Raw genomic sequence first — 12,315 nt, 5'->3', positions numbered from 1 at the left:
TTACAGCTCAAAGTCCCCTAAATCGGAGGCGCTTACCGAGCTATCAATTTGGCCAACGAGATAAGACGTAATTTCAGCTTCTTGCGGTGCCACTTGAACGTTGTCTGAAACTAAGTATTTGTTCATCCAAGGGAGTGGGTTGTTACGCTGTTTAAACGGTGCATCGAAGCCGATGGCTTCCATCCGCATATTCGCGATGTATTCCACATACTGACACAAGATCTCTTCGTTCAGGCCAATCATTGAACCGTGGCGGAATAGGTAATGTGCCCATTCTTTTTCCTGCTCAACAGCTTTCATGAAAATTGCTAAGGCTTCATCACGTAACTCTTCAGCAATTTCTTTCATTTCCGGGTCGTCTTGACCGTATTGCCAAAGATTAAGAATATTCTGTGTCGACACCAAGTGTAAGTTTTCGTCACGCGCAATCAGGCGTATGATTTTCGAGTTACCTTCCATCAGGTCGCGTTCGGCAAAGGCAAAGGTGCAGGCAAAGCTGACATAAAAACGTATTGCTTCAAGTGCGTTGACCGAGTTAATGCACAAGAACAATTTTTTCTTTAGTTCACGCATGGTTACGTGGTGAACTTCGCCGTCAACTTCGATATCGCCTTCACCGTGGGTTTGCCACAGTTGGGTATAGAAAATTAGGTCATCGTAGTATTTAGAAATATCAACGGCGCGCTTTTTGATTTCTTTGTTGATGACGATATCTTCGAATACTTGGCTTGGATCGGTAAAAAGGTTACGCAAAATGTGCGTGTATGAGCGCGAATGAATGGTTTCAAAGAATGACCATGTTTCAATCCATGTTTCCAGCTCAGGAATAGAAACGATCGGCAATAACGCGATATTAGGGCTACGACCCTGCACCGAATCAAGCAATGTTTGATATTTCAAGTTCGAAATAAAGATGTGCTTTTCGCTATCGGTGAGGTTCTGAAAGTCAACTCGATCGCGGCTCACATCAACTTCTTCTGGACGCCAAAAGAAGCTGATTTGTTTTTCGATAAGCTTTTCAAAAACATTATGTTTTTGCTGATCATAACGCGCCACGTTAACCGAGTTGCCAAAGAACATCGGCTCTTGTAACGGGTTAATTTGGTTCTGATTAAACGTTGAATAACTCATTAAGTTAGCGCCTTATTATTAAATTTTACATGCACCGCCGGCACAATCGTCATCTTCTTCAGTGACGTCGACTGTCGCTTGCTGATTTTCTTGTTCACGTTGCTTGGCATCCACTTTGTCGCGCAGGTTAACCTGGTTATCTGAGGCTCCGTCACGAGTGTTGTGGTAGTACAAGGTTTTAACTCCGAGTTTGTACGCATAGAGTAGGTCTTGTAGCAACTGCTTCATTGAAACCTTGCCGCCTTCGAACTTACTTGGGTCGTAGTTGGTATTCGCAGATATCGTTTGGTCAACGAACTTTTGCATGATACCGACCAGTTCGAGATAGCCTTTGTTATTTGGAATCGTCCATAACAACTCATAGGCGTCTTTTAAGTTTTCATAGTCTGGAACGACCTGCTTGGTCACACCATCTTTTGACGCTTTAATACTGATATGGCCGCGCGGTGGTTCAATACCATTGGTGGCATTGGAGATCTGCGAAGATGTTTCTGAAGGCATTAGGGCCGACAGCGTAGAGTTACGCATACCGTACTTTTTAACGTCTTCGCGCAATTGGTCCCAATCAAGTTGCAACTGCTCGGTACACACCGCATCTAAGTCTTTTTTGTAGGTATCGATCGGCATAATACCTTGTGAATAGGTGGTCTCGTTAAACTTCGGACACGCACCCATTTCTTTGGCAAGGTTCACTGAAGCTTTCATCAAATAGTATTGAATTGCTTCAAAGGTCCGGTGGACTAAACCGTTTGCTGAACCATCAGAATAACGCACGCCGTTCTTCGCCAGGTAGTAGGCCAAGTTGATCACACCGATACCTAAGGTACGGCGACCCATGGTTGCGTTGTGTGCTGCTGGCACTGGGTATTCTTGGTAATCTAGCAAGCTGTCGAGTGCACGTACTGCAAGATCAGACATCTCTTCAAGCTCGTCCAACGATTTAATGGCCCCTAAGTTGAACGCCGATAGGGTACAGAGTGCGATTTCACCTTCCTCGTCGTTCACATGAGCCAAGGGCTTGGTAGGTAGGGCAATTTCCAAGCACAGGTTGCTCTGACGGATCGGGGCAAACTCAGGGTTAAATGGGCTGTGGGTATTGCAATGGTCAACGTTTTGCAGATAAATACGACCAGTACTGGCGCGTTCCTGCATAAACAAACCAAAGAGCTCAAGTGCTTTAATCCGCTTTTTACGAATCGAGTCGTCATTCTCGTACTGCACGTAGAGACGCTCGAATTCAGCTTGATCGGCAAAGAACGCATCGTAAAGCCCAGGGGTATCTGAGGGGCTGAACAAGGTGATGTAATCGTCTTTGACGAGGCGTTGATACATTAAGCGGTTGAATTGCACACCGTAATCTAGATGCCGCACGCGGTTTTCTTCCACGCCGCGGTTGTTCTTCAACACCAACAGGCTCTCGACTTCTAAATGCCATAATGGATAGAAGAGGGTGGCTGCACCACCACGAACACCGCCTTGAGAACAGCTTTTTACTGCTGTTTGGAAATATTTGTAGAACGGAATACAGCCTGTGTGGAAAGCTTCACCGCCGCGAATCGGACTACCCAAGGCACGAATTCGCCCAGCGTTAATACCGATACCCGCACGCTGCGATACATATTTAACGATCGCACTGGCGGTCGCGTTAATAGAATCAAGGCTGTCGCCGGCTTCAATTAATACACACGAGCTGAACTGGCGCGTCGGCGTACGTACGCCCGACATAATTGGCGTTGGCAACGATACTTTGAATAACGACGTCGCATCATAAAAACGCTTCACATAGCTTAAGCGAGTGTCTTTTGGGTAGTTCGCAAACAAGCATGCCGCAACGAGTAAGTAAAGAAACTGTGCGCTTTCGTAGATGTCACCGGTGACTCGGTTTTGTACCAAGTACTTACCTTCGAGCTGCTTAACGGCCGCGTAAGAGAAGTTGAGATCGCGAGAATGATCAATAAAGTCATTCATTTGCTCAAACTCTTCTTTACTGTAATCAGAGAGTAGGTGTTTATCGTAACGACCCGTTTCCACCATCATCGAGACTTGGTCGTATAAATGGGGCGGCTCAAATTGCCCATAGGCTAACTTGCGTAGGTGAAAAATGGCCAGGCGGGCAGCAAGGTATTGATAGTCTGGCGCGTCTTCAGAGATGAGATCGGCCGCTGCTTTGATAATGGTCTCATGGATATCTTCAGTTTTAATACCGTCATAGAATTGAATTCGAGACTTGATTTCAACTTCTGAGACCGAGACATTATTTAGCCCTTCTGCGGCCCAACTGATAACGCGGTGAATCTTGTCTAGATCCAACGGTTCCCGTTCACCACTACGCTTGGTAACAAAAAGCTTTTGATTCATGCGGCGCACCCACCAATTTTGTCGTTATGTTTTTAATTGTAAACCACAAGATATGGACATCGAACAGGCATTCTGTGCGAAATTCACACAATATCTTGGGTTGGAATGATTTAAGGTATGCTAGCAGTTATTGCTACGGGATCAAGCGCGATTTTGTTAAAACACCGAGGAGTTTTTGACTAGATTTATCGGTGTTCAGCTAAAACTCTTGTCGTTCTAGCGGTTTAGGAAAAGCAAGCAAAAAAATGATTATTCTAAATAACATTTTGGTCTTTAAATCCGTTGCATAATAGAGCAAAAATCTAAGCCTTGATTTACAAAGGCTCCACAATATCTAGGGCGATCTTTTTAGAATCTAACTAAATGTTGTGTTTTGCACTAATTTTAGAAGGTCTAATGGTTGATCGATATGGTGGTTTGCTTGCCAGCTTTCGGGGGTCTCACTTGGGCCAATGTAACCGTAACGCGCAAGTATGGTTCGCATGCCCGCGGCGCGGCCAGCCATGATATCGCGTTCAGCATCACCAACGTACCAACAAGCGTCGGCCGCAACACCTAGTGCTTTCGCTGCGTGCAATATTGGCTCAGGGTGAGGTTTGGCGACGGCGAGGGTGTCGCCGCTGACGCGGATATCAATCGCCGCAAGCTCAGGATAGTAGGGAATAAGTTGTTCGGTGAGGGCGTGCGGCTTATTGGTGACAATAGCAACTGCAAGTCCGGCGCTTTTTAGGGCTTGAAGCAGCTCGGCAACGCCCGGGTAAAGTTTTGTTTCAACAGCAATCGCGTCGGCGTAATGACGCAGAAAAGCAGCTCGCAACTCCGCCTTTCGATCGTGAAACTCAGCACCGTAGGCATGCTCGAGTAAACCTCGCGAGCCATGAGACGCAAGAGCCTCGGCAACTTCGCGGCCCAATGGCGCCCGCCCTTCGTCAGCAAGTACGCGATTTAACGCCGAGCCCATGTCTGCAGCCGTGTCGAGCAGCGTACCGTCGAGATCAAAAAGAATGGCTTCTAATGCGGTTGTCATCTATTGCGAACCTTGTTTGTTCAGAGCGACGATGTAATTCACGTCGACATTAGTGGCATCAAGGTAAAAGCCTTTCCAAGGTAAGTAGTGAATACCGGTCATGGCCTTCGCATGCACACCCATTTCATCTGTAACCTTTAATAATTCCGCTGGCTGGATGAACTTACCGTGTTCATGGGTTCCCTTAGGCACCCAACGTAAAATATATTCAGCCGCAACAATGCCTAACAACCATGACTTCAGATTGCGGTTCAACGTTGAAACGACCAAGGTACCGCCTGGTTTCACAAGTTGGCATGCGGCTCGGATGATACTCGCAGGGTCGGGAACATGTTCGAGCATTTCTAGGCAGGTCACCACATCAAAGCTAGCGGCGTGTTGCTCCGCGAAGTCTTCGGCAGCAACGCATTGATAATCGATGGTTAACTTACTTTCCAAGGCGTGGAGCTTGGCCACTTGCAAGGATTGTTCAGCAAGGTCTATGCCGGTGACATTAGCCCCATCGCGAGCCAAGGCCTCAGTGACAAGGCCGCCACCACAACCAATGTCTAACACCTTTTTACCGAATACACCGTCGCATTGCCGTTGAATAAAATCGACGCGCAGCGGGTTTATTTGGTGTAACGGTTTAAATTCACCTTCAGGATCCCACCAACGAGAGGCTAACGCCGCAAATTTTTCAATTTCTTTCGGATCAACATTTGTAGTTTGTTGCATAGTACTTCTGCTTCGTTGAAAAACTCGGTACAGTGTACTGGAGCTCTCGAATTAAAAAAAGTCGGGGTATAGTATAGGGCGCAGAAAAAGCGTCGGAAAAAGGATGCGAGAGTGCAGCGCTAAGGGTACAATGCTGCTACTAAGACAATTATAAGAAAGATTGAGCATTTAGGGATATAACTATGAGTGATCTCGCCAGAGAAGTCGTTCCGGTCAATATCGAAGACGAACTAAAAAGTTCCTACCTCGATTATGCAATGAGCGTCATTGTTGGCCGCGCGCTACCAGATGTGCGCGATGGCTTAAAGCCAGTTCACCGCCGCGTGTTGTTTGCGATGAACGAACTGCGCAATGATTTCAACAAGCCTTATAAAAAATCTGCCCGTATCGTCGGTGACGTGATCGGTAAGTATCACCCCCATGGTGACAGTGCGGTGTACGATACGATAGTACGTATGGCGCAACCGTTTTCATTGCGCTACATGTTGGTAGATGGTCAGGGTAACTTCGGTTCCGTCGATGGTGATTCGGCGGCAGCCATGCGTTATACCGAAATTCGGATGGCAAAAATTGCTAGCGAATTGCTGTCTGACTTAGATAAAGAAACCGTGGACTTCGTACCGAACTACGATGGTACGGAGCATATTCCTGACGTGTTACCCACGCGGGTGCCGAACCTTTTGGTTAATGGCTCCTCAGGTATCGCAGTAGGTATGGCAACCAACATTCCTCCGCACAACCTCAGCGAAGTTATCGATGGGTGTTTGGCAATGATCGACCAGCCAGACATTACCACCGACGAACTGATGGAATATATCCCGGGGCCTGACTTCCCAACTGCAGCCTCTATTTCCGGCCGCGCCGGTATTGTCGAAGCCTACCGCACGGGGCGTGGCCGCATTCACTTGCGTGCCACAGCAGAAATCGAAACCAGCGCAAATGGCCGTGAAGCCATTATCGTGACCGAAATTCCATACCAGGTGAATAAAGCTAAGCTGATTGAGAAAATCGCTGAGCTAGTTAAAGAAAAACGCCTAGAGGGTATCAGTGGTCTACGTGATGAGTCTGATAAAGACGGCATGCGTATTGTGATTGAACTGAAGCGTGGAGAAGTCGGCGAAGTTGTGCTTAACCATTTATATGCCAACACCCAAATGCAAGTGGTGTTCGGTATTAATATGGTTGCCCTTGATAAGAACCAGCCGCGTTTATTTAACCTTCGCGACATGCTTGATTGCTTTATCTTGCACCGCCGTGAGGTGGTGACCCGTCGCTCTGTTTATGAGCTACGCAAAGCACGCGAGCGGGCTCACATCTTAGAAGGTTTGGCGATTGCACTTGCCAACATTGACGATGTTATCGAGCTGATCCGTCGCTCGCAGACAGCTGCTGAAGCTAAAGCTGGCTTAGTCGGTCGTTCGTGGGTGTTAGGTGATGTCGCACACATGCTGGAACGCGCCGGTGTTGATGCTGCACGCCCGGATCACTTAGCGCCCGAGTATGGTATCCGTGATGATCAATACCATCTTACGGAAGAGCAAGCGCAAGCAATTCTCGACCTGCGGTTACATAAGTTAACCGGTCTTGAGCACGAGAAAATTCTCGAAGAATACAAAAACTTGCTGAGCCAAATTGAAGAATTACTGTTCATTCTGAATAGCTCAGAACGACTCATGGAAGTGATTCGTGAAGAATTAGAGAAGATAAAAGCAGATTACGGCGATGTACGTCGCACTGAAATTACTGCTGCTGCCCATGATATCTCCATGGAAGACTTGATTAACGAGGAAGATGTTGTCGTTACCTTGTCACATCATGGCTATGTGAAGTATCAACCGTTAACCGAGTACGAAGCTCAGCGACGCGGTGGTAAGGGTAAAGCAGCAACGAAAATGAAAGATGAAGACTTTATCGAGCGACTTTGGGTGGCCAACACTCATGACACGATTCTGTGCTTCTCAACGCGTGGCCGTATTTACTGGATGAAAGTGTATCAGTTGCCATTGGCAAGCCGAGCTTCACGTGGTCGACCTATTGTGAATTTATTACCGCTCGAAGCTGATGAGCGTATTACTGCGATTCTACCGACGCGTGACTACCCAGACGATAAGTTTATCTTGATGGCCACGAAGAAAGGTACCGTTAAGAAAACGCCTATGGTTGATTACTCACGTCCACGTAACGGCGGCATTATTGCACTGAATCTGGTCGAAGGTGATGAACTGATTGGTGTTGATATGACCTCGGCGGGTGATGAAGTGATGTTGTTCTCAGACGCCGGTAAAGTCGTGCGCTTCAGTGAAGACCAAGTACGCTCCATGGGTCGTACGGCCACTGGGGTACGCGGTATTCGTTTGGAGCCTGAACAACGTGTCGTGTCATTAATTGTGCCACGTACGATTGAAGAGGAAGTACCGACGATTCTGACCGTGACCGAGAATGGCTTTGGTAAACGTACACCGATTACGGATTACCCAGCGAAAAGTCGTGCTACTAAAGGTGTGGTCTCGATTAAAGTGAGCGAGCGAAACGGTACTGTCGTCGGTGCCATGGAAGTGGTCGATACCAACCAAATCATGCTTATTAGCAACAAGGGTACCTTGGTTCGTACCCGTGTTAGCGAAGTGTCGATTGTCGGTCGTAATACTCAGGGCGTTCGCTTGATACGTACCGGTGACGATGAAAAAGTTGTAGGAATGCAGCGCATCGATGAGCTTGATGAAGACGAAGAGCTCGAAGGTGAAGCACTGGATTCAACTGAGAACACTGACGTAGATAGTGATGCCACAGATAATGCAGTGGATGACAGTAACGAGGAGTAATTAAGTACAATGACAGCCCCGTATAATTTTTCTGCTGGTCCAGCGATGTTGCCGCGTGCGGTGTTAGAACGCGCACAAGAAGAGTTAAGAAGTTGGCGGGGCAGTGGCATCTCGGTGATGGAAATCAGTCACCGAGATCCAGCCTTTGTACAAATGGCGCAAAAAGCCGAACAGGACCTGCGGGCACTCATGGCAATCCCCGAGAACTATCAAGTTCTGTTTATGCATGGCGGTGGTCGCGGCCAATTTACTGCGGTACCGCAGAATATTGCTGCCGCAAATGACACCGTAGATTACCTTGATACTGGGGTGTGGTCTGAGTTTGCGATTCGTGAGGCCGGCAAGTTCGTTGCGAAGGTAAATGTAGTGGGCGGCGCTATTGATACCGCCAAAGGCCGCGCAATTGCACCGACCGAAACCTGGGCTTTAAGCCCCAATGCCGCTTATTTCCATTACTGCCCAAATGAAACAGTTGACGGTGTCGCGCTCCATCAGATCCCTCAGCACCCAAGTGCACCTTTGGTCGCCGACATGTCATCATCGATTTTGTCTGAACCCTTGGCGGTTGAAAAATTCGGTGTTTTGTATGCGGGTGCTCAAAAGAATATCGGGCCTTCGGGTTTTGCTATCGCGATTGTAAGAGACGACTTGCTTGGTCGCGCGCAAGCGAACACTTCAACGATTATGGATTACACCGTCCAAGCTAAAGAAAGGTCGATGTATAATACACCCAATACTTGGGCTTGGTACCTTTCCGGCCTAGTGTTTGAATGGTTACAAGAACAAGGCGGTGTTGCCGCGATGGGACAAAAAAATCAGCGCAAGGCAGACTTGCTGTATAACTATATTGACAGTTCAGACTACTATCGAAACCCAGTTCACCCTGACTATCGCTCAAAAATGAACGTACCCTTTTTACTCGCCGATGCAACCCGCGATGATGCCTTCCTCGCGGCAGCTGAACAACAAGGCTTGTTAGGTTTGAAAGGCCATCGATTTGTCGGCGGAATGCGCGCAAGTATCTACAACGCAATGCCACTTGAAGGTGTTGTTGCGCTGGTGGACTTCATGCGTGAATTTGAGCAAAAACACACCTAAAAAAGAATCTAAATTATGTTTGATGCAAAACTATTAGCCAATGAAGGCGTACGTAATCTGCAGCCGTACCAAGCAGGAAAACCGATTGAAGAGCTTGAACGCGAGCTCGGTATCACTGGTATCGTGAAGCTTGCCTCGAATGAAAACCCGCTGGGGTTAAGCTCTGAGGTGCGTACTGCATTGCAAGAAACGTTAAGTGGCTTATCACGCTACCCCGACGCAAACGGCTTTTATTTAAAATCAAAGCTAGCGAAAAAATTCGCCTTGAAAGCCGATCAAATTACACTCGGCAATGGTTCTAACGACGTGTTGGAATTACTGGCGCGTACTTTTGTTAGTGCCGAGCATGAAGTCATATTCTCGCAGCACGCCTTTGTTGTTTACCCATTGGTAACGCAAGCGATTGGTGCAAAAGGGGTTGCGGTACCTGCGCACGAGTATGGGCATGACTTAACGGCTATGTTGGCAGCGATTACCGCGAACACGCGAATGATCTTTATCGCCAACCCAAATAACCCGACGGGAACCTTTTTAACGACTGAGCAGTTACAGCGGTTTATTGAACAGGTACCTGAGCATGTGTTGGTGGTGCTCGATGAGGCCTACTCTGAATACGTCGCGGAAAACGAACGGGCACCATCGTTCGAGTGGGTGGCTAGCTATCCAAATTTGATTGTCACACGTACCTTCTCGAAGGCTTATGGCCTAGCTGGGTTACGAGCTGGCTATGCGGTATCGCAACCGGAAATAGCCGATTTAATGAACCGTGCGCGGCAGCCGTTCAATATGAATAGTTTAAGCCTTCGCGCGGCCGAAGTTGCGTTGGATGACGATGACTATTTACAGCAGTCAGTCGCCGTAAATGCTGCGGGCATGGAGCAGTTGATTGCATTTTGCGATGAAGCTCGGCTTGCTTATATCCCATCTCACGGTAACTTTCTCACTATTGAAGTGGGTGAAAATGCTGGTCAGTTGTATCAACAGTTATTGCACGAGGGTGTTATTGTTCGGCCCGTTGCCGGCTATGAGCTACCGCATCACCTGCGGGTGAGCATTGGCCTGCCAGAAGAAAATGCAGCCTTTATCCAAGCGATGAAGAAGCTACTGGGCGCGTAAGCTGACAGTGAAAACCTTAACCTTAAAAGGCTTGCAGCGTTGCCGCGGCTCGGTTGATTTACCTGGTTCGAAGAGCATTGCCAATCGGGCGCTACTGATGGCGGCACTCGCTCATGAACCCACTGAGATTAAGCATCTGCTGCGTAGTGACGATACCGAACGAATGTTGGAAGCATTGGCAGCGTTGGGGGTTAAGGTCTGTGAGTCGACAACCACACAGGTTACTGTGGTAGGTTGTGGCGGGCAATGGCCGTTGCAGCCGGCCTCACTCTACCTTGGCAATGCAGGTACCGCCATGCGTCCATTAACAGCGGTATTGGCGGCGACCCTTGCTGCCCCTGTACTGCTAACCGGTGACGCGCGCATGCAAGAGCGGCCGATCGCTGACTTGGTGGACGCCCTCGACGAAGGCGGGGCTGACATTTCCTATCAAAATGCTCTTGGCTACCCGCCTTTATTAATTTCACAGCGCCTGCAAGGCGGCACAATTCATGTCAGTGGGAGTGCGTCAAGCCAGTACATATCGGCGTTGTTGATGGCGCTGCCCTTGGCACCCCAAGCAAGCCGTTTAGTGCTCACGGGCGACGTGGTGTCTTGGCCCTATATCGAACTGACGCTCACCATGTTGCGTGATTTCGGTATTAAAATTATCCAGGTAAGTCAGCAAGAATTTCATATCGAAGGCCAGCAACAGTATCAGTCGCCTGGTGAGTACTGGGTTGAGGGTGATGCAAGTGCCGCCAGCTATTGGCTCGCTGCGGGTGTGTTAGGCGGTGGCCCGCTGCGTATTGAAGGCGTTGGCGGTAAGAGTATTCAAGGCGATATCGGCTTTATTGCTTATTTACAGCAAATGGGCGGTAAGGTAACAGTGCATGACGAGTATATTGACGTGCAGGGTGGACAGTTGCATGGTATAGACGCCGATTTCAATGCCATTCCCGACGCAGCTATGACATTTGCAACCTTGGCATTATTTGCGAAAGGCCGAACGGCGATTCGTAACGTTGCCAATTGGCGCATTAAAGAAACCGATCGATTACACGCCATGGCGACAGAACTGCGAAAATCTGGCGCGGTGGTCGAAGAGGGTGAAGATTACCTGATCATTGACCCACCAGAGCAGCTTAAAGCGGCGCAAATAGCCACTTATGACGACCATCGCATGGCCATGTGTTTTTCTTTACTGGGCTTTTCAGATGTGGGCGTGACGATTGAAGACCCGGATTGTTGTGCGAAAACCTACCCAAATTACTTCAGTGAATTACAACGGCTTACCTAATAAACGTGCAATTTTCTGCCAGATCCGTATAATTGCGGCGCTTTTAGTTGGTAGGGGATGTTATGACCGATTTGATTCCAGTGATAACCATAGATGGTCCCGGTGGGGCTGGTAAAGGAACAGTTAGCCGTATTCTCGCGGATCAACTGGGCTGGCACCTGCTCGATAGCGGCGCAATTTATCGGGTTTTGGCATTAGCGGCATTACATCATGACTTTGCGCCTGAAGACGAAGAAAGTCTAGTGGCCTTAGCCAGCAACCTCGACGTGAAGTTCGAGGTGGAAAATCAAAAAGAATTGACTCATATCATTTTAGAGGGCGAAGACGTCACTATGTCGATTCGCACGGAAGCCGTGGGGAATATGGCCTCAAAAATAGCGGCTTTGCCACGGGTTCGCGAGGCCTTGTTACGACGCCAGCGGGCGTTTCGGGAGCTGCCCGGTTTAATTGCCGATGGCCGTGATATGGGGACTGTGGTTTTTCCTAGTGCTGCAGCGAAAGTGTTTTTAACAGCGAGCGCCGAAGAACGCGCTGAACGCCGCTACAAACAATTGCTAGAGAAAGGTTTTACTGCTAAAATTGACCAATTAATCGCCGAGATCCAAGAACGGGACGAACGCGATATGAATCGCTCGGTTGCCCCATTGAAGGCTGCTGAGGGTTCTTTATATATAGATTCAACAGATTTGAGCATTGACGAAGTCGTGGATCAAATCTTGATGTTTGCCCATGGCAAGCTCACAAATACTGAGAAGGCAACCTCGTAA

The 12,315-nt window shown here is 48.3% G+C and carries 9 protein-coding genes; 5 read left to right on the top strand and 4 right to left on the bottom strand.

Going from position 1 to position 12,315, the window contains the following annotated elements:
• From nrdB to ubiG, 4 genes are all read right to left on the bottom strand, one after another.
• Entirely contained in the window at nt 1-1,131 is a 1,131-nt protein-coding gene (gene nrdB / locus PSI9734_RS03215) for a class Ia ribonucleoside-diphosphate reductase subunit beta (RefSeq protein ID WP_173919657.1), read from the bottom strand.
• Between the two features lie 18 nt (nt 1,132-1,149).
• On the bottom strand, nt 1,150-3,489 hold the full coding sequence (nrdA, locus tag PSI9734_RS03210) for a class 1a ribonucleoside-diphosphate reductase subunit alpha (RefSeq protein WP_173919656.1): 2,340 nt from the start codon (nt 3,487-3,489) through the stop codon (nt 1,150-1,152).
• A 355-nt stretch (nt 3,490-3,844) separates the two neighbouring features.
• Nucleotides 3,845-4,516 carry a phosphoglycolate phosphatase gene (gph, locus tag PSI9734_RS03205; protein WP_173919655.1) on the bottom strand — a complete coding sequence of 224 codons (672 nt, stop codon included), beginning with the start codon at nt 4,514-4,516 and terminating at the stop codon, nt 3,845-3,847.
• Nucleotides 4,517-5,233, bottom strand: coding sequence for a bifunctional 2-polyprenyl-6-hydroxyphenol methylase/3-demethylubiquinol 3-O-methyltransferase UbiG (ubiG, locus tag PSI9734_RS03200; protein ID WP_173919654.1), 717 nt, complete (start codon nt 5,231-5,233; stop codon nt 4,517-4,519).
• Nucleotides 5,234-5,415: 182 nt separating this feature from the next.
• Here ubiG and gyrA point away from each other — a divergent pair, with 182 nt between their 5' ends.
• The 5 genes from gyrA to cmk all read left to right on the top strand — a co-directional run bounded on the left by gyrA (nt 5,416) and on the right by cmk (nt 12,315).
• Complete coding sequence (gene gyrA / locus PSI9734_RS03195) at nt 5,416-8,055, top strand: DNA topoisomerase (ATP-hydrolyzing) subunit A (RefSeq protein WP_173919653.1); 2,640 nt, start codon at nt 5,416-5,418, stop codon at nt 8,053-8,055.
• A 9-nt stretch (nt 8,056-8,064) separates the two neighbouring features.
• Entirely contained in the window at nt 8,065-9,153 is a 1,089-nt protein-coding gene (gene serC / locus PSI9734_RS03190; protein WP_173919652.1) for a 3-phosphoserine/phosphohydroxythreonine transaminase, read from the top strand.
• A gap of 15 nt (nt 9,154-9,168) precedes the next feature.
• Entirely contained in the window at nt 9,169-10,269 is a 1,101-nt protein-coding gene (gene hisC / locus PSI9734_RS03185) for a histidinol-phosphate transaminase (protein WP_173919651.1), read from the top strand.
• Between the two features lie 7 nt (nt 10,270-10,276).
• Nucleotides 10,277-11,548, top strand: coding sequence for a 3-phosphoshikimate 1-carboxyvinyltransferase (gene aroA, locus PSI9734_RS03180; protein ID WP_173919650.1), 1,272 nt, complete (start codon nt 10,277-10,279; stop codon nt 11,546-11,548).
• Nucleotides 11,549-11,610: 62 nt separating this feature from the next.
• Complete coding sequence (cmk, locus tag PSI9734_RS03175) at nt 11,611-12,315, top strand: (d)CMP kinase (protein WP_173919649.1); 705 nt, start codon at nt 11,611-11,613, stop codon at nt 12,313-12,315.

This window comes from Pseudidiomarina piscicola, from assembly GCF_902806985.1.
In the GTDB taxonomy this organism is placed as follows: Bacteria; Pseudomonadota; Gammaproteobacteria; order Enterobacterales; family Alteromonadaceae; genus Pseudidiomarina; species Pseudidiomarina piscicola.
The sequence above is the reverse complement of the archived record's forward strand: the minus strand, read 5'-3'. Positions and strand labels throughout refer to the sequence as shown.